Below are 18,094 nucleotides of genomic sequence, written 5' to 3' on the forward strand. Positions count from 1 at the left end.
AAATCAGTTCCTGATTTGTTGTACTGATTAAGGTCAAACGAAGCGCAATTATACTAAAATTAAGCAACGAAGGCGAATCTACGTACTCATCGATTGACAGAAAACACGCCCGCTGTTTACATTGATTTATATAAATAAAATTTGGATGGCATAATGACAGAACGTTGGCAATCTAGACGTCACCAACAAATAAAAAACCGACCCAATGACAACCGCTCACCTTGGCAAGTTGACCGGTCACGCATCATTCACGCAGCTGCATTCCGACGTTTACAATCAAAGACACAAATTATGAGTATAGGTGTGAATGATTTTTATCGCACTCGCCTTACTCATTCTTTAGAGGTAGCTCAAATTGGAAGTGGTATTTTACGTCACCTAAGAATTAAGCATCCCGAGTATCGCCAGCTTGTTTCAACGAGCTTGATTGAAACATTGTGTTTAGCTCATGATATTGGACATCCTCCATTCGGTCATGGCGGAGAAACCGCTCTGAACTACTTAATGGCTGATTATGGTGGATTTGAAGGTAACGCTCAAACATTAAGAATCGTCGCAAAGCTCGAGCCCTACAGCAGTGGCTATGGAATGAATCTAACGCGACGTACCTTACTCGGATTTATAAAGTATCCTCAACTAATCGATACGCTTTGGCACAGCAAACCAAATCACCATGAAGAACACCGTTTTATCCAAGCTCACCATTGGTTGCCTGCAAAAGGACTCTATGGCTGTGATGAAACTATTTTTGAATGGATTTTAGAGCCATTATCAAATGGTGATAGAGGCCTTTTAACGTCACATAAACCTTACAACGAATACAAAAGTAAGACGCTCTATAAATCAGTGGATTGTAGTATTATGGAGTTGGCTGATGATATCGCCTATGCCGTACACGACTTAGAAGATGCCGTGGCTACCGGTACGCTCACTCAAGCTCAATGGGAAGAGCACGCAATGCCAAAGCTCACCCTGTTAGATAATCCATGGCTTAAAAACAACCTTTCAAGTTTATCTAAACGACTCTTCAGCGAAGATGAATCTATTAGAAAAGATTTAATAGGTGAGCTGGTTAACTTATTTATTATTAGTACAAATTTAGAGATCCAACACGAAGGGTTTGAGAATGAGCTGCTTAGATACGTAGCCAAATTAGACGAACATCATGAAAATATGCTGTCAGTGTTCAAAACTTTTGTTTATGAACAACTGATCAGAGATCCCAAAATGCAGCAAATTGAATTTCGTGGTCAGAACCTGCTTATCGACTTATTTCAAGCATTTGAAAGTGCCCCACTGAGACTATTGCCAAAGTCTACACAACTTGATTGGTTAAAAGCAGGTGAAGAATCCCAACAATATCGAATACTTTGTGATTATTTGTCTGGTATGACCGATGAATACGCAATGAAAACCCACCAGCGTCTATTTAATGGGGCATAAAAAAACCAGCTCAATGATTGAGCTGGTCTAAAAAGCATCACTAATGTGACAGGAGATCTAAATTAGATTGCAGCGTTCTGATATTGCTTAACAAATTCTTTAACTGGCATGTTATTACAACGTAATGAACGAGAGTTAAAGCCTAAGCTATTTACGCCTTTCTCAACCGCTTTTAAACAAAGAGCAGTATCTTGAGTTGATGATTTTGCTACCAACTTAACTGCTTTTTGTTCAGCCGCCGCTGAGTTGAATTCTACTTTTGCAAGGTTACGAATGTCTTCGCCGTTACACACCAAGCTCTTAGAGAACTTTGACAAAGTAATGTGGTGTTGACGTGCGATTTTGCTAGCTGCCTCAAATCCTTCGTTTGCCGCTACAGTACATACTTGAGTTTCAACAGAATTGTTTGCAGCAACATATTGTTGAGCATTTACAGAAAAACTAACTGCAGCTACTGTTGTAACGATTGAGAGCATCTTAAACATAATAAACCTCCAATGAACGAGTTGCGCGCATTATATAATCAACTTTTTTGTTGTAAAGTGTATTTATTATTCAACTTGAACATTTAATGATCTATTCACAAAGTCGCTAACTCGCACTAATTATCAACTAACAAATTCGTTTCTGTTAACATTCTCTTCCGTGTTTTTCCACGGTCTAAATGATAAGATTAAGGTTGACCAAAACGAGAAAAATAATAGGATGCTCGAATGAAGATAGTTTCTTTCAACATAAATGGCTTACGAGCTCGTATCCATCAATTGCAAGCACTTATCGACAAGCACCAACCTGACATTATTGGATTGCAAGAAATCAAAGTACATGACGAAGCGTTTCCGCTTGCAGATGTTGAAGCGCTTGGGTATCACGTCAGTTTTCATGGCCAAAAAGCACATTACGGCGTCGCATTACTATCCAAGCAAAAACCGATTGCCGTTGCGAAAGGCTTCAGTACTGATGAAGATGACGCTCAACGACGAATGATTATTGGCACATTTAAGCAAGCAGATGGTTCAACCCTTACTGTAATGAATGGTTATTTCCCACAAGGAGATAACATAGCTCACGAAACTAAATACCCCGCAAAACGCAAGTTCTATTCAGATTTAATGAATGAATTAGTTAATTTACATACTCCGGAACAAAATCTTATCGTCATGGGTGATATTAATATTTCACCTGTTGATTTAGATATCGGCATTGGTGAACCGAACCGCGTTCGTTGGTTAAAAACAGGAAAATGCTCTTTCCAACCAGAGGAACGAGAATGGCTGGCCACGCTACTCAATTGGGGCTTAACAGATACATTTAGGCATTTAGCGCCTAATCAGACAGAGAAGTATTCTTGGTTCGACTATCGTTCAAAAGGGTTCGATGACAACCGAGGTCTTCGAATTGATGTAATTCTCGCTACATCCTCTTTAGTACCTATTTGTAAAACTAGTGATATAGACTACGAACTTAGAGGCATAGAAAAGCCTTCAGATCATGCGCCAGTCTGGGCGGAATTTGATGTGGAGTTAGTAGACGCTTGATGGCCTTAACCGCGTTTTTGGTGTTTTGTCTAACATTCGAAAAACGGACGTACACGTTACTCTTAACTCGTCCAGAACGTCAAACTGGCGTTCTGGCAATAGCCGTTATTCTTGCCTGTCTTTGGCAAATCAAAGCCGGAATTTTACCTGAATTAAATATTCACATTCTGGGGATCACGGCTGCAACCTTAGTCCTTGGATTCAGGTTATCTATGCTAACCTCGACAATCGCTTTGTTCATCACGTTGCTGACAAAAAACTATACGCTAGATAGTTTTGTCAATGCTTGGGTGTTCTCTGTGATTCTACCTGTTTTCTTTACTTATGGTTTGTATTTACTAATATATCGTTTTTTACTTCACCATTTTTTCGTGTATATATTCGTTGGCGCTTTTATCGCAGGTGGTATGACCGCCGCTTTCCGAATAATCAGTTCATCGTTATATTTCTACTATACTGGCGTATACGATTGGCAAACGCTTAGCGATAACTATCTCTATTTTAGTGTTATCATGTGGTTCCCTGAGGCTATGCTCAATGGTATGGCTATCACTTTACTTATTACCTATCGCCCGCACTGGGTAAAAACTTTTTACGACAAGGAATATTTGAATAAATGAGTAATTTATTCCGCTGCCCTATTTGTTCAAGCGACTTTACGTCACAAGACCACACTTTGGTTTGTGAAAACAGGCATCAATTTGACCGTGCAAAAGAAGGTTATTTTAACCTACTGCCTGTGCAATTTAAAAAGTCTAAAGAACCTGGCGATAATCTTGAGATGGTGCAAGCTAGACGTGCTTTTCTCGCGACTGGACATTACTCATTTTTGCAATCGGAATTAGTTTCGAAAGTAAAACAATACAATGCTCAGGCGCTACTCGATATGGGCTGCGGAGAAGGGTTTTATACACAAGCGCTCAAAGTGGATGACCGCACTCAGGTATATGGACTCGACATTTCTAAAGCCGCTGTGAGATATGCTGCAAAACGATACTCAGACTGTGTGTTTGCGGTCGCATCTTGTAAGCAAACGCCCTTTAATGATGGTCTTTTTGATGGGATTATTAGTGTCTTTGCACCATTGTTTGTTGAAGAAGCACACAGACTGTTATCTGATACTGGAATGATTATTCAGGTATCCCCGGGCCCTAATCATTTATATGAACTTAAGTCCAAGATATATAGTGATGTGAAACTTCACGACCTTCCACAATGTCCATCTCAGTTTGAGCTGGTTGATCAACATATTATTCGACGTGACGTTGAGTTGATTGCACAAGATGCGTTAAATTTAATTCAAATGACGCCATTTGCTTGGAAATTCAGACCTGAACATTTAGACGATATTAATAATCAAGCAATCATCCCTGTAACGCTTGAATTCTGTATTACGGTACTTCGTAAAAGAGCAGTTTAAAACTGCTCTTTGGTGAACGCGTTGTCCATTTTATCGAACATGTCTTTCAGTAACATTGCTAACTCTTGATAGCGCGGCTTTTTAGCTGAGAAAGGTGCATCGTAGCCGTTAGCAACCATTTTTTGGTAAAGCTCTTGATACCAAGATGATAATTGTGGCGTTAATTGTGTTTCAGCTCGTTTACCCAGCCACAATAGACCTTGCACTGGAAGCGATAAGAAAAACAACGCAATCGCAATGGACTGTGGTAAATACTGCATACCCAATGCCGTGGTTTGGGTAAAAATAGTCACGATTGCAAGAATGGGCATGATAGATATGCCTAATTCGGTGGCTTTGATTACGCGATATTCCGCAAATATCGGCGCCAATTCCTTCCGCATCGGCCACGCTTTCGCGTAGTCTCGTCCAAGTTGAACTTGAGAAATCATACTTTTTTGCATCATGTCCCCTTGGTGCTAACGTTTTACTCAAAAATCAGGTAAAATTAAACCAAATCAAGGTCAATTCTACCTTCGTCTAGTGCGGCGTTTGTAAGCGCCTATACCTAGAGCTTAATACGCGTATACGGTTATTGTCAAAACGGATATCAATCTATGCCATCTCAACACGTCCTCGTTCTAAATTGCGGAAGCTCAAGTTTTAAATTCGCCATTATCGCTGCATCAACAGGTCACGAAATTTTTAGCGGCCTTGCTGAACGCTTAGGTGACGCTGCGCCATCTCTGAAATACAAAGTTTCAGGAACTAAAACGGAGGTTGAACTACCGCCACATGCAGAGCACAAAGCTGCTATCTTAAAACTTGTTGACCTCATCACAGAACTTAAGCTTGGCGACGACCTCGTTGCTGTAGGCCACCGTGTTGTTCATGGTGGTGAGGCTTTCACCCAATCTATCTTAGTAGATGGGGACGTTCTTGCTGCAATTCAACAAACGTCTGCTCTCGCGCCGCTTCATAACCCAGCTAATTTGCTCGGTATTGATGTTGCAACCAGCGCATTTAAGCACTTGCCTCAAATCGCTGTTTTTGACACTGCATTCCATCAAACAATGCCTGAACACGCCTATCTATACGCGTTACCTTACGAAATGTATCAAAAACATGGTATCCGTCGTTACGGTTTTCACGGTACAAGCCATTATTATGTATCGGAACAAACACACCAAATTTTAGGCCTTAATAAAAATAATTCTAAAATTGTGACCGCCCATTTAGGTAATGGCTGCTCCGTTACGGCAATAAGAAATGGTCGCTCAGTCGATACAAGCATGGGTCTCACGCCTCTTGAAGGTTTAGTGATGGGCACACGCAGTGGCGATATTGACCCAGGCCTGTTTGCTTACCTGAGTGACCAACTGGGGTACTCAAGCAAAGAAATCGATACGCTGTTAAACAAGCACAGTGGACTTTTAGGGATCTCAGCGTTGTCTAATGACTGCCGCGCTATCGAGGAAGCGGCTGCAAATGGACACAAGCAAGCCCACCTTGCGCTAGAAATGTTCTGTTTTAGGTTAGCAAAGTACATCGCGTCTTTTGCCGTTTCACTTGGCGGATTAGATGCGCTTGTATTTACAGGTGGAATAGGTGAAAACTCAGATCTTATCCGTCAGCGAGTAATCGAACAGTTAGCCTTTTTTGGTATGGCTTGTGATCATGAGAAAAACCAAGCAGCTCGCTTTGGTCACCAAGGTATTATCAGCACTGAAGACTCTAACGTTATAGCACTTGTGGTTCCCACCAACGAAGAATGGGTTATCGCAAAAGATGCGGCGCGCATTGCGAAGGAGACAAAATAATGGGCAGACGCATTATGTTAGTGCCGATTTCGACAGGAGTCGGCCTTACCTCTGTTTCAGTCGGTCTTGTCCGCGCGCTCGAACAAAAAGCCGTTAAGGTGAATTTCTTTAAACCTATCGCTCAACCTCGTAAAGATGAGCAAGGCCCTGAGAAGTCTACGTTAATAGTGAAACAAGGTTCAAGTATCAATCCACCAGCGCCATTTGAACTTACCTATGCTGAGAATATGATAAGCGAGGGTAAAGGTGATGATTTGCTTGAGGAAATCGTTGAACGATTTGAAAGTGGAACAACGAATGACGAAGTTGTCATCATTGAAGGTATGGTGCCTACGCGTCGTCAACCGTACGCTGGCCGAGTAAATCGTGAGATAGCACAAACTTTAGGTGCCGATATCGTGTTTGTTCTGACGCCTGGCAATGACAGCAACGACGAACTTGAAGACCGATTAGAGATTGCGGCTGGTAACTATGGTGGTGTAAAACATTCTAGAGTGCTTGGTTGCATTTTCAACAAAGTAAACGCGCCTCTCGATGAGGATGGCCGTGCAAGAGCGGATTTAGTCGACCAACACAACCCCGATATGTTGGAGAATGAACTCAACCGCCTCGCCTCTCTGCCTATCTTTAGAAAGCACCCTTTTATGCTCCTTGGCATGATCCCTTGGGAATTTGACCTGGTTGCCCCTCGTGTAAAAGATTTGAGTGCTTATCTTAATGCCGAAATTATTAATGAAGGTGATATGACTCATCGACGCCTCAGACGCGTGACTTTCTGTGCGCGTACTGTGTCTAACATTCTTAATCACTTTACGCCGGGTGCGCTCATTGTCACTCCAGGCGACCGTTCCGACGTGTTAGTTGCAGCCTGCTTATCCGCGATGAATGGCGTCAAGCTTGGTGCAATTTTGCTTACAGGTGGTTTCAAACCAGAACAGCGGATCATGAAGCTCTGTGAACAAGCAATGCAAACCGGTCTGCCCATTTTAGCGACACAATCGGACACGTGGAAAACGTCGCTGCTTCTTCATAATTTTAATATGGAAGTACCGTGTGACGACGAGCAACGAATTGAAAAGGTTAAGCTCCACAACGCAGCCAATATCGATTCTGATTGGCTAGATGATTTGGCGAAAGGGGTTGCAAAAACCCGCAAACTTTCGCCTCCGGCTTTCCGTTATCTATTGACCGATTTGGCCCGTCGCGCAGCAAAAACGATTGTGTTACCCGAAGGTAATGAGCCTCGTACTATCAAAGCAGCGGCTATATGTGGCGAACGTGGTATAGCTAAAACGATATTGCTTGGCGAGCAGGAAGAAATTTACCGTATCGCTGAGCAACAAGGTGTTGTACTCAATGAAAATGTGATGATTCTCGAGCCTAAAGACATTGTGAACAACTACGTTGGGCCAATGGTTGAACTCAGGAAAAATAAAGGGTTGACCGAAGTTGTAGCCGAAGAACAACTTCAAGATAACGTAGTACTCGGCACCATGATGTTGGCTCAAAACGACGTCGACGGCCTTGTCTCTGGCGCTGTGAATACAACGGCAAATACGATTCGTCCTGCACTGCAGCTTATTAAAACAGCTCCTGGCTCTTCGCTAGTCAGCTCCGTTTTCTTCATGCTTCTGCCAGATCAGGTTTTAGTTTACGGTGATTGCGCAATAAACCCAGACCCGACTGCACAGCAACTTGCCGATATTGCTATTCAATCAGCCGATTCAGCTAAAGCATTCGGCATTGAACCTCGAGTTGCAATGATTAGCTATAGTACTGGCACTTCAGGCCATGGCGCGGATGTAGATAAAGTACGTGAAGCGACTGAAATTGCAAAATCAAAACGTCCTGATTTAATGATTGATGGGCCTTTGCAATATGATGCCGCTATCATGGAAAACGTTGCAAAGAAAAAGGCACCGAACAGCCCTGTAGCGGGTAAAGCCACGGTGTTTGTATTCCCAGATTTAAACACGGGGAATACAACATATAAAGCGGTACAACGTAGTGCTGATTTAGTAAGTATTGGGCCGATGTTACAAGGTATGCGAAAGCCGGTGAACGACCTGTCGCGTGGTGCTTTGGTTGATGATATCGTCTACACAATTGCTTTAACCGCGATTCAAGCTAAACAGTTGGAAACGAAAGTAACCAACTAGGTTACTTTGCCAAGCCAATAAAAAGGTTTTAATTTTATTGGCTTGGCTATACTATCTAGAGAGACATAGGTATTCATTTTGCACGAGTAAGCAGGTAACGAATGTCAAAACAAACTTTGCAGCTTCTAACAGAAAACTTTGCTATCCACAGTATGGATGAAACTGCTGACATTCCTACCGCGGTATTTAAAGCCAACGTATTCTTTATTGCCAAAACCCCGGATGAACTTTCTATTGTCTGTCCATCTACTATCCACATAGACAGTTTCGCCACTGAATCCAATTGGCGTGCGTTGGAAGTTGTTGGCCCACTTGGGTTTTCCCTGACCGGTATTATGGCAAACATCTCAGGGGTGCTAGCTAAAGCAAATGTATCTATTTTTGCCATTTCTACGTATGACACTGATTACATATTAGTCAAACAGCTACAAGTAGATGACGCAATTAAAGCCTTAAAAAAAGACGGATATCATTTTTTAAATTAGCCCTATGCAATCACCGATTTCTTATTGTCCTATCACGCAGATAACCCAACCAATATGTAATCTAGCAAGTCCTTTTTCTGGTAAAGTGGTTTCGTTAAACACGCATCCAGACCCTATTTTTTCTTCTGGGATATTAGGCAAAGGTATTTGCGTTGAGCTTTCGAATGAAATCGTCGTTGCGCCATTTGATGGTGCAATACTGGCCATCAAACAAGGCGGGCTTGAATGGATTTTGGAATCGTTTGAAGGCCACAAAGTGCTTATTCACCTCTCTTTACCTTGGCACCTACAAACGCCAGAATATTTAAAGCTTATACATACTCAAAGCTCAGCAATGCGCCGTGGCGACAGTTTGGTTAGATTGGCGCTACCAGTAGACACGAAGGCGCTCGCGACCTATGTGGTGCTGAATGAAAATCGAAAATTAAGTTATTACACGCCCCTTAAACAAGTAAAAGCGGGTATAGACCCATTAATCACTATTGCAGAGGAACAAAAATGACCACAATCATGTATGGTATTCCTAATTGTGACACAATCAAAAAAGCAAAGAAGCAACTTGAGGCACAAGGCGTAAACTTTAAGTTTCACGATTATAGAAAAGATGGTGTGTCCGACTCTCTCATAAAAGAATTTTTGACCTCGCTCACATGGGAAGAACTCCTTAACAAACGTGGCACGACCTTTCGCCAGTTAAGTGAAGAACAAAAAAACAACCTTAACGAGCAAACCGCAATAGAACTACTTGTCGAATACCCAGCAATGATAAAACGTCCAGTGCTCGTTCATAATGGAGAGTATCTAATTGGGTTCAATCAGAAACAATATGAAGAGCTAAACTGATATGTCATTTAGCGACACACTCCAACTCGCACAAGCTTTAATTCAAAGGCCGTCGGTGACGCCTGAAGATGCGGGATGCCAATCTTTAATGAATGAACGCCTTGTTTCCTTGGGCTTTGACGTTGAAGAGTTGTTCTATACAGACACCCTCAACACATGGGCGCGTAAAGGCAAGTCGTCTCCTCATTTTTGCTTCGCGGGCCATACTGACGTTGTTCCTGTGGGTAAAGAGTCTGATTGGTTATATCCTCCTTTTGAGGGTAAGGTAGTTGATGGCTATTTACATGGCCGCGGCGCTGCAGACATGAAAGGCTCGCTTGCAGCAATGGTGGTCGCTACTGAGCGTTTTGTTAAAAAGCACCCCAACCACAAAGGCTCGATATCATTTTTGATTACCTCAGATGAAGAAGGGCCTTTTGTCAACGGTACGACCAAAGTAGTCGATTTGTTAGAGTCGAGAAATGAAAAAATAGACATGTGCCTAGTTGGAGAGCCTTCTAGTCGTTCTGAGCTAGGTGATGTCGTGAAAAACGGGCGCCGAGGCTCGCTGACTGGTCATTTAACAATTATCGGTAAGCAAGGCCATGTTGCGTACCCTCACCTCGCACTCAACCCTATTCATTTAGCAGGTGACGTGATTCAATCGCTAAGCTCGATTAATTGGGACAACGGCAATGAGTTCTTCCCGGCTACGAGCTTTCAAATTTCGAACATTCATGGTGGTACGGGCGCAGGTAACGTCATCCCTGGCTCGGTTGACGTTCAGTTCAATTTCCGCTTTTCAACTGAAGTTACGGCGGATGAGCTCAAATCTCGAGTTGTTCAAGTGCTAGAATCTAGGGGAATTGAATTTAGATTAGACTGGACTCTTAATGGCCTACCATTTTTAACTGAACCGGGAGAGCTTCTTACTGCAACGTTGAAAGCCATAAAAACAGTGACGGGTATTGACTCGAAGCCTGAAACGTCAGGCGGCACATCGGATGGTCGATTCATTGCCCAAACAGGCTGTAAGGTGATTGAATTAGGCCCAATTAACAAAACGATCCACCAAGTCAATGAATGTGTCTCTATCGACTCTCTAGAAAAACTCACTGACATCTATGAAGCAATACTCGTTGAGTTACTAGCATGAGAATCGATGTACTAGAACTAACTGGCAAAACTCAAACGCATGTAGTTCAGTATGAAAATGTACTCGTTCATCCACTCGTGATCGGTTCGTTACATGCGTTAAAACAACGAGCACAACGCGCAGGTTTTGATCTTAGTATTGCTTCGGGTTTTAGGTCATTTGAGCGACAAATGCTTATTTGGAACAACAAGTTTGATGGATTACGATCTGTTTATTCGTATGAAGGCAAAGAACTTGATGTCAACGTGCTTAGCGTATTTGAACGGATAAGCGCCATTATGCTCTTTTCGGCGCTTCCCGGTGCAAGCCGACATCATTGGGGATGTGATTTTGACGTATATGCAAAAAATCTCACCTCCGACGCGTATCCGCTCCAGCTAACACCTGCAGAATATTTCCATGGTGACCAAGCCCCCTTCTACATGTGGTTAGATGAAGAATTGAAGGGCTCAGACTTTTACTTTCCATATCGGGAGTTTCGAGGTGGAGTTGCCGAAGAGCCATGGCATATTAGCTTTCATCCTGTAGCCACGCGTTACGCACAAACCATGACAATTAATCATCTTATTGAAGCACTTGTTAACTCTGATGTCCGAGGAAAAGAAGAAATCATCTCCCATTTGCCTAACCTCTATTCGAAGTATATTTCCAACACGTGCAAATTTAGTCTTTAATGGCACAGTGAGCAGCAAAAAATAGGGCTTAACCGCCCTATTTTAACTCTGTTTGTAATGGCTAAAAAACCGCTCAACGCGTTTCATTGCAGGTTCTAGCTCATCTTTGTGAGGCAAGAATACTACTCGAAAATGGTCTGGCTTTGGCCAGTTGAATGCTCGACCATGCACAAGTAGAATTTTCTCTTCCCGCAGTAAATCCAACACCATTTTCTCATCGTCTTTAATGCCAAATTTCGCAATATCTACCTTAGGAAACGCATACAACGCTCCCATCGGTTTCACACAGCTTAGTCCGTCGATGCTATTTAGCGATTGTGACACGATATTCCGTTGCTCATATAAACGACCTCCTGGTTCAATTAACTGATCTATCGATTGAACACCACCCAATGCCTGCTGGATCGCAAATTGTGCTGGTACGTTTGCACATAAACGCATTGACGCAAGCATATCTAATCCCGATATCAAGTCCGTCATTCTGGAGATTTTTCCACTTAGGACCATCCATCCCATTCGTAAACCCGCCGCACGATAAGTTTTAGCGAGTCCATTGAACGTAATAACAGGTAGGTCTTCGCACATTGCCGCGATAGAAAAATGCTCGACACCTTCATAAAGAATTTTTTCATAGATTTCGTCGCTTAGGATCAACAAGTTGTTCTCTCGCGCTACGGTCACGAGTTCTTCTAGCAACGCTTTGCTGTACACAGCACCTGTCGGGTTATTAGGGTTTATCAGCACCAACGCTTTCGTTTTAGGCGTCACCTTTTTACGAATGTCGGCGATATCAGGAAACCAGTCTTGTTCCTCGTCACACAAATAATGTACAGGCGTTCCACCGGCTAACTTTACAGAAGCAGTCCAGAGTGGATAATCTGGTGCAGGAATTAAAACTTCATCACCATCATTCAATAACGCTTGCGTAACCATTTGAATAAGTTCGCTAACACCGTTGCCTATGTAGATGTTATCGACGCTGATGTTTGGTAATTTTTTCTGCTGATAATGTTGGTATACGGCAACACGCGCTGAATATAGGCCTTTTGAATCACAGTAACCTTGCGCTGAGTATAAATTGCGGATGATATCTCGGTGCATATCTTCTGGCATATCAAACCCAAATGCGGCTGGATTACCAATATTGAGTTTTAAAACTTTAAGGCCCTCCTCTTCCATTTTCTTTGCTTGTGCAAGAACAGGACCCCTGATGTCGTAACAAACGCCATGTAATTTGTTACTCTTTGAAATTCTAGACATATTCCCCCCTCTGTAGAGAGCTAGAATAGCTCAGACAAAGAGGGAAAAATAGTAGCTTTTGAAATCGTTGAAAATGAAATTAATTCAAGTTCAATTAGCCGTTTGCGTCAAGCCACGCGTTTAGTTTTGCCTTTGAACCTGCAACCTGCTCAGCAAGACCTTGAGCAATTTCTTTTGCTAGTTCATGCTCATCTTTTATTAACGCTTGTTCAATCTCTCGTGCAGTATTGCTGAGACTAAGCGCGCCAAATTGAGCGGCGTTTGATTTTAAGCTGTGCGCGTTTCGAATTGCGCTTTGCATGTCGCCATGCAGCGCTAACATCACTTCTGATTCCAGACGCTCGAATTCACTACAACAAAAAACCAGTGTATCGTTAAACTGCTCTCCTAGAAGGGATTGCATGCTTAATAGTGCACTTTCGTCGATGGTGACATTCATACTTTTTCCTTATCTACAAACCGTTTCCAGTGATTTTTTACTGCTCTTGTAATGCTAGCTAAAACTGGGAATTAAGCAAAGGTTTAATTATACACGAGTCACTATGATAAACTTCGATAAATTCAGCGTTGTTTGTCCAAGCGATGGTAATATTTCCTTTATTGTCTTCACTTTCGAATTGCTTCTGAACAGTTATTATCAACCTACAAACATTCTTAATCGGTTAACGCATTTGGAGGACCGACTTGGCTAGAGCCTTATGTGAACACTGTGGATTTATCTTGAAACGCTGTATTTGCGATGACTTAATTCCTAAATATGAAAATGCGGTGCATTTACTCATATTACGTGACAAATCAGAAACTAACCATGCCAAAAACACAGCATGTTTGTTACCTTTGGTATTTTCACACACCACTATTATTGATGGCGATGTGGAAACTATCGAGGCTGAACTAAAAAATATCGATTTAGATAACGCTGCGATACTCTATCCTTCTGAAAATGCATTAATATTGGACGAAACTCAATCACTCGAATTAAAGGTAAAAACATTGGTCATACTTGATGGTAGCTGGAAAAAGGCATTCAAACTTTACATGTCTTTGCAGCAGCTCAGAGTATTGCCTTGTATTAGCTTTAAGGCCGTGCCACAAAGTCGTTATCGTATTCGTTCAACAGATCTTAGCTATAGCCTCTCTTCATTTGAAGCAAGTGTATATGCTATAAAGTGCTTAGAAAAAGTGCAGTTAGCGGAACATGTGTCTTTTTTCGAAAAATTCATCAAAAAACAAATTCAATTAATGCCTGAGTCACTACATAAACGCTACCAAGGTAAACCATAAATGTATAGGACAGGGCCTGATTATCGTTTCGATGACCAAGTCGATTTTTCGGATATCAAAGACACGTTTGGTTTTAATACAATCAAAATCGGCCAGTGGGTAACTAAAGAAGAACGATTGTTAGCTGCTAATTTGATTTACGATGCTTTTGCTGACTTGAGCCTAATTTTAAACGTACCAAGTAAATTACTTGGCTTGCGACAAACCCTAAACCTTGCGTTTGGCACCGGTGGACAGCTTGGAGTTCAAGCGCATTACGCAGCCCATACGAGAACGCTCGCGCTTGCAAAAAACGCAGGTAAGGGGGCACTAGCACATGAGTGGTGGCACGCGTTCGACCACTATATCTGTAAATTTCTTTTCAAAGACACAAAATCAACTCAATTTGCATCAAGCTGTTGGCTACAGAGCGTTATTTCGAACACTCACCCACTAAATCAATATTTAGACAACTTATTTAGACTGCTATTTCTATCATCCGATCAACGCAACATGAGTCTATATATGAATAGAGCTACATCACTTGACCGACAACAAAAACAATTTTATTACGCCAAACCAGAAGAACTTTCGGCTCGTGCCTTTGAGCACTTTATTGCTTCACACCCCGACATTATCAATCAATTTCTAGTAAATGATGTGCTCGGAAGCGATCTAGAAAAACAAGGAGGCTTTCCCGATAGCGCACTATCAAAAAGCATAGGAGCACTATATTCCCAATATTTTAACCACTTAGGTTACTTGTTGCAGCGCAGCTTGCAATAGATTCAACGAGCCACTGTACGTATTCGTCGAAGGGCATAGGACGCGCGATATAGTACCCTTGTCCATAATCACAGCCGTATTTTTTCAATAAAAGATAAGCGGTTTGACTTTCAACTCCTTCTGCGACCACAGAAGAACCTAAACTGTGTGACATATCACACGTTGCGTTACAAATCGTTTGATTACTAGGTATGTTTTCCATATTCATCACGAATTGCTTATCAATTTTTAACTCATCAAACCCAAGTTGCGTCAAATACGCTAACGAAGAATAGCCCGTACCGAAATCATCGATTGCCATCTTTACGCCTATTTGCCGGTAATCTTCAAAAACACCGCGAATGGTATTCATATTACCAATCGTCGCGGATTCTGTAATTTCTAAGGTTATTTTTGATGGCGATAAATCAAGTTGAGTCAATAAAGTAATTAAATGGACGGGTAATTCTCTTCGAGCTAAATCTTTACCCGAAATATTGAGTGACAAAACATGCTCAGGATAGACTTCACTTAACACTTTTTGATAAGTGAGCCCTTTCTCAACCACCCACTCCGTGAGCGAATGGATTATCCCGGATGACTCTGCTATTGGAATGAACTGGTCTGGTGGGATCTGCCCTAATATTGGGTGATGCCAGCGCAATAAGGCTTCCGCACCATAAACCTGACCTGTCTTCAAACAAACTTGAGGTTGCAAGTACAATTCAAACTGTTCGCTTTCAACCGCGTCTCGAAGTGCAGCGGAAATCTTGAGTTTTCTTTCTGAGATTACCGAATTAGCAACATCAAATATATGCCACCTGTCGGCGCTCATAGTTTTAACGGACATCGCTTGTAAAGCTCGTTGTACAAGTTGATCTGGTGATGTCGCATGCATTGGATAGTTCGCCACACCAACTTCAAGCTGGTCAACAAGCTGCACTCCTTTGTATTTCACGCCCTCTTCGAACACTGAAGAAAGTAAACAAACAAATTGTTCAATGGTTGAAAGCTCTAATTTCCCTTCAATAAGGATAGCAAACACACTGTCTTCCAATCGAAATAAGTAGGAAGGACCTGAGTCTGTTACTTCAATGGGTGATTTTGACAACACCGATAATTGTTCATTAAGCTTTGAAATCAGTATCTTTAGATGTTTCTGTGCGTAATCCATACCAAAATTAATGCGTGTTTGCTCAACCACAAAAGCTTTGAAAAGCAATAACGAGTGTTCTTTATTTTCTTCCATTTTTTGTCTAAGTACACGAAATAGGAAGTTCTTGTTTGGGCTACCCGTTTCATCATCATGGAGCGAGTAGTAAACAAACGTTTTCTGACGCTGTATTTCACGTAATAGCATGGCTGCGCACAATAAAATGACATGAACGGTAATCGCAATTTGGGTCACGTTAACTAATCGGTAAGGCATTGAATTAGTCAGTTGTGAAGCTATCCAGTAACAGACTAAACCAGTCAAAGTTAACCAAGCCATCAATACTACTTTTTTGATTGACGTTTTCTTACTGAATCGAATAACCAAACCAAGGTTTAAGACGAGCGTGACGGTTAAAGAAAGGAATAACAAGGTGATTGGTACACCTTTCCAAAGTTCCAAAAATGCGAGAAAAACAAAGACTATTCTAAGCCCTTGGATAAAGGCATCGATTGTCGGTTCAAAATCTCTTACTTGGTACGTCAGACGGTAATAAGAAACACTCGAAAACAGTGCAATGATCAGCCAAAAACTATTGTTATCACTGACTACTTGCGCAGGTAACGGGCCAATTAAGACTTCGGAAATCCCCGTTAAAGACATAGAAAGCAAGGCGACACCCACAAAGTATATTGCACCATAGATAGTGCGTTCTCCTTTTCGGACCGTTGCGAAGCCCACCATAATCAGCGCAATCATTGCCACAAGACCAGCTTGAAGTCCGTTCCACGCTATTCGTATGTTGTTTTGATCGATAAACACATTTTGAGGTACAACTGAAAACGTGATTTTTGTTTTTGCTCTACTCGTGAGTTTCACAGCAACTTGCTGAGATTCGGGACGTTCAATAGCAATGAATGGAGACGAGCTAGTACTGGCGTTTACCTCGTTACTTTCTACCACCTTTCCATTTTCATACAGGTAAAGAACAAGCGAGACACCGATTGGTTTCGAGGTAGTAAAGATGACTGGACTCGATTCTTCGGTTTTCACAATAAACCAATAATCGACCGATGTTGAATCGATAAAAAACGCTTCTTCATCCAAAGGAGAAAGATCCGGCGCGCCAATTGCATTTTCAAGATGAGATTCTTGTAACCCGCTTTGCCATACCATAACAGAGTATGGAACAGATTGCTGTGCCCTAGAAAGTATAGAAAGGCTAATCACAAAGAAAAACAGCACACACAGTACTGAGCGCAATCGCATCCCCACCTCCTTGAGTATTGAACTGCCGCCAGTTAAAAGTATGGGAGATTACGTGGAAAAAACAACAAAGATTTTAGGAGGTAATCGTGATAAACAAAGGTTTAATCTAAAATGGCTGTAAAATTATCTGTTAAAAGACAAAAAGTGAACCTAACTTTAGCAGTCCCAATTCGCATGGAAGGTGATGTTATATAGAGCAATTACTCATTTGGGCCGAGGAAACAGTGCGACTATCGTCACACTTTTCTCCGATGCGATACAACCCGTAAACAAACACTACAACTGCTCCGCCATTTTTTCGTATCAGTTATCATCACTTATACGACTGGCTACGGCGCTATTTTGGCCTTTATATTTTGCGTCTTTACGTTTGTTATATGGATTTTCAGCTGAACTACTCATTGTTTCAAAACTTAGGGCACCAATCTTCATTTTGGGTCTTAACGCTAGAGGTAACTTACCTGAATTATAGAATTCTAAAACAATATTTCCTGACCAGCCTGGATCAATTCGATGAGCCGTCACGTGTACCATAAGCCCAAGACGAGCTAAAGATGAGCGACCATCTAACCATCCCACCAAATCATCTGGCAACGTAACCGATTCATACGTCATTGCCAGCGCAAGTTCGCCGGGATGCAGGAAAAAAGCTTGTCCCTCTGCAATTTCAATTTCATCGCTCATGATGTTTTCCATTGCGGCGTTGATTTCTTCTTTTTTACCACTCAAATCAACATAAGGTGCTGCGTGATCTTGGAAAACTCTGAATTTGTTACCAAGCCTTAAATCCACGGTAATGCCCGAAACCATATCATCACTTGGTCTTGGAGTGATAATGATACGGTCTGTAGCAATGGCTTCTTTGATATGAGTATCTGAGAGTCTCAT

General features: G+C 41.9%; 19 protein-coding genes. 13 read left to right on the top strand and 6 right to left on the bottom strand.

The window, feature by feature from the left end:
* Positions 1-153: 153 nt before the first annotated feature.
* On the top strand, positions 154-1,443 hold the full coding sequence (locus NI389_RS01745) for an anti-phage deoxyguanosine triphosphatase (RefSeq protein ID WP_308361311.1): 1,290 nt from the start codon (positions 154-156) through the stop codon (positions 1,441-1,443).
* Positions 1,444-1,505: 62 nt separating this feature from the next.
* Here the strand turns inward: NI389_RS01745 and NI389_RS01750 are convergent, their stop codons facing one another.
* A complete protein-coding gene (locus tag NI389_RS01750) occupies positions 1,506-1,928 on the bottom strand; it encodes an exonuclease III (protein WP_208843384.1) in 423 nt (140 codons plus the stop codon).
* Positions 1,929-2,156: 228 nt separating this feature from the next.
* Between NI389_RS01750 and xthA the strand changes: the two genes are divergently transcribed.
* The 3 genes from xthA to rlmA are packed head-to-tail and all read left to right on the top strand — an operon-like array spanning position 2,157 to position 4,401.
* Positions 2,157-2,981 (top strand): exodeoxyribonuclease III, encoded by an 825-nt coding sequence (gene xthA, locus NI389_RS01755; RefSeq protein WP_308361312.1) that lies wholly within the window; start codon positions 2,157-2,159, stop codon positions 2,979-2,981.
* Positions 2,981-3,601 (top strand): energy-coupling factor ABC transporter permease, encoded by a 621-nt coding sequence (locus NI389_RS01760; protein WP_308361313.1) that lies wholly within the window; start codon positions 2,981-2,983, stop codon positions 3,599-3,601. Before xthA ends, NI389_RS01760 begins: the two co-directional genes overlap by 1 nt.
* Entirely contained in the window at positions 3,598-4,401 is an 804-nt protein-coding gene (gene rlmA / locus NI389_RS01765) for a 23S rRNA (guanine(745)-N(1))-methyltransferase (RefSeq protein WP_308361314.1), read from the top strand. The genes NI389_RS01760 and rlmA overlap by 4 nt, the downstream gene beginning before the upstream one ends.
* Here rlmA and yfbV read toward each other — a convergent pair.
* Positions 4,398-4,844, bottom strand: a complete 447-nt coding sequence (gene yfbV / locus NI389_RS01770) for a terminus macrodomain insulation protein YfbV (protein WP_208844448.1) — start codon at positions 4,842-4,844, stop codon at positions 4,398-4,400. The two genes, rlmA and yfbV, sit on opposite strands and share 4 nt — an antisense overlap.
* 153 nt (positions 4,845-4,997) lie before the next feature.
* Between yfbV and NI389_RS01775 the strand changes: the two genes are divergently transcribed.
* From NI389_RS01775 to NI389_RS01805, 7 genes are all read left to right on the top strand, one after another.
* Entirely contained in the window at positions 4,998-6,200 is a 1,203-nt protein-coding gene (locus tag NI389_RS01775) for an acetate kinase (protein WP_308361315.1), read from the top strand.
* Positions 6,200-8,359, top strand: a complete 2,160-nt coding sequence (gene pta / locus NI389_RS01780) for a phosphate acetyltransferase (RefSeq protein WP_308361316.1) — start codon at positions 6,200-6,202, stop codon at positions 8,357-8,359. Before NI389_RS01775 ends, pta begins: the two co-directional genes overlap by 1 nt.
* 101 nt (positions 8,360-8,460) lie before the next feature.
* Positions 8,461-8,844 (top strand): ACT domain-containing protein, encoded by a 384-nt coding sequence (locus NI389_RS01785; RefSeq protein WP_308361317.1) that lies wholly within the window; start codon positions 8,461-8,463, stop codon positions 8,842-8,844.
* Positions 8,845-8,848: 4 nt separating this feature from the next.
* Entirely contained in the window at positions 8,849-9,346 is a 498-nt protein-coding gene (locus NI389_RS01790; protein WP_308361318.1) for a PTS glucose transporter subunit IIA, read from the top strand.
* Complete coding sequence (locus NI389_RS01795) at positions 9,343-9,687, top strand: ArsC family reductase (RefSeq protein ID WP_308361319.1); 345 nt, start codon at positions 9,343-9,345, stop codon at positions 9,685-9,687. The genes NI389_RS01790 and NI389_RS01795 overlap by 4 nt, the downstream gene beginning before the upstream one ends.
* Before the next feature lies 1 nt (position 9,688).
* Entirely contained in the window at positions 9,689-10,822 is a 1,134-nt protein-coding gene (gene dapE / locus NI389_RS01800; RefSeq protein ID WP_308361320.1) for a succinyl-diaminopimelate desuccinylase, read from the top strand.
* A complete protein-coding gene (locus NI389_RS01805) occupies positions 10,819-11,496 on the top strand; it encodes a M15 family metallopeptidase (protein WP_308361321.1) in 678 nt (225 codons plus the stop codon). Before dapE ends, NI389_RS01805 begins: the two co-directional genes overlap by 4 nt.
* A gap of 42 nt (positions 11,497-11,538) precedes the next feature.
* Here NI389_RS01805 and NI389_RS01810 read toward each other — a convergent pair whose 3' ends face one another.
* Positions 11,539-12,756 carry a pyridoxal phosphate-dependent aminotransferase gene (locus NI389_RS01810; protein ID WP_308361322.1) on the bottom strand — a complete coding sequence of 406 codons (1,218 nt, stop codon included), beginning with the start codon at positions 12,754-12,756 and terminating at the stop codon, positions 11,539-11,541.
* Between the two features lie 94 nt (positions 12,757-12,850).
* On the bottom strand, positions 12,851-13,195 hold the full coding sequence (locus NI389_RS01815) for an Hpt domain-containing protein (RefSeq protein ID WP_208843392.1): 345 nt from the start codon (positions 13,193-13,195) through the stop codon (positions 12,851-12,853).
* A gap of 245 nt (positions 13,196-13,440) precedes the next feature.
* On the opposite strand from NI389_RS01815, the gene NI389_RS01820 reads away from it, so the two are divergent.
* The gene (locus NI389_RS01820) at positions 13,441-14,040 is read left to right on the top strand and encodes a tRNA-uridine aminocarboxypropyltransferase (RefSeq protein WP_308361323.1); all 600 of its coding nucleotides are present in this window, start codon (positions 13,441-13,443) and stop codon (positions 14,038-14,040) included.
* Positions 14,041-14,805 (top strand): CLCA_X family protein, encoded by a 765-nt coding sequence (locus NI389_RS01825; RefSeq protein WP_308361324.1) that lies wholly within the window; start codon positions 14,041-14,043, stop codon positions 14,803-14,805. It abuts the gene before it with no gap.
* Here NI389_RS01825 and NI389_RS01830 read toward each other — a convergent pair.
* Complete coding sequence (locus NI389_RS01830; protein WP_308361325.1) at positions 14,765-17,206, bottom strand: putative bifunctional diguanylate cyclase/phosphodiesterase; 2,442 nt, start codon at positions 17,204-17,206, stop codon at positions 14,765-14,767. The genes NI389_RS01825 and NI389_RS01830 overlap by 41 nt on opposite strands.
* Positions 17,207-17,509: 303 nt before the next feature.
* Positions 17,510-18,094 (bottom strand): dCTP deaminase, encoded by a 585-nt coding sequence (dcd, locus tag NI389_RS01835; RefSeq protein WP_208843397.1) that lies wholly within the window; start codon positions 18,092-18,094, stop codon positions 17,510-17,512.

Origin of the sequence: Pseudoalteromonas xiamenensis, from assembly GCF_030994125.1 — a bacterium.
GTDB classification, from domain to species: Bacteria; Pseudomonadota; Gammaproteobacteria; order Enterobacterales; family Alteromonadaceae; genus Pseudoalteromonas; species Pseudoalteromonas xiamenensis_B.